1 protein-coding gene is annotated in these 759 nt (G+C 78.9%); it reads left to right on the top strand.

Annotated features, from left to right (window positions below):
• A partial coding sequence (locus DZG00_RS16030) for a UvrD-helicase domain-containing protein (RefSeq protein WP_147360093.1) occupies positions 1 to 759 on the top strand: 759 nt, incomplete at both ends.

Here is a 759-nt window from a genome sequence, read left to right as displayed (position 1 = left end):
CTCGACCCCGCCGAGGTGCTGGTGCTCGCGCCGTCGCGCGCCGCGGCCACGCGCCTCCGCGACGAGCTCGCGCTGCGGGTCGGGGTGCCCACGCTCGGTCCGCTCGCGCGCACGGCCACGTCGGTCGCGTTCGAGGTGCTCGCGCGCCGCGCCGCCGGGACCGGCACCGAGCCGCCGCGGCTGCTCACGGGCGCCGAGCAGGACCAGATCATCGCCGACCTCCTCGCCGGCCACGAGGAGCTCGGCACCGGGCCCGCCTGGCCGGACCCGCTGGGCGTCGAGGTGCGGCGGCTGCGCGCCTTCCGCACCGAGCTCCGCGAGCTGCTCATGCGCGCCACCGAGGAGGGCGTGCGGCCGGACGCCCTCGCCGAGGCCGGCCGCGCGCACGACGTGCCCGAGTGGGTCGCCGCGGCGGAGTTCGCCCGGGAGTACGAGGACGTCGTGGACTCCTTCCGCGGCGACCACCTCGACAGCGCGGAGCTGCTCGCCGAGGCCGTGCTGCTCGTGTCGCGGGGGGAGGCGCTCACGGGGATCCGGCTGGTCGTCGTCGACGACCTGCACGAGGCGACCGTCGCCACGCTCTCCCTCCTCCGGGCGCTCGCGGCGCGCGGCGCGGACGTGGTCGCGTTCGGCGACCCCGACGTCGCGGCCGCCACCTTCCGCGGGGCCGAGGCGTCCGCGCTCGGCCGCCTCTCCACCGTGCTCGGGCTGCCGGGCCTCCGCACCCTGCTGCTCGACCGGGTCCACCGGCAGCCGCCC

The organism is Clavibacter lycopersici (genome assembly GCF_003576405.1).
GTDB lineage: Bacteria > Actinomycetota > Actinomycetes > Actinomycetales > Microbacteriaceae > Clavibacter > Clavibacter lycopersici.
The sequence above is the reverse complement of the archived record's forward strand: the minus strand, read 5'-3'. Positions and strand labels throughout refer to the sequence as shown.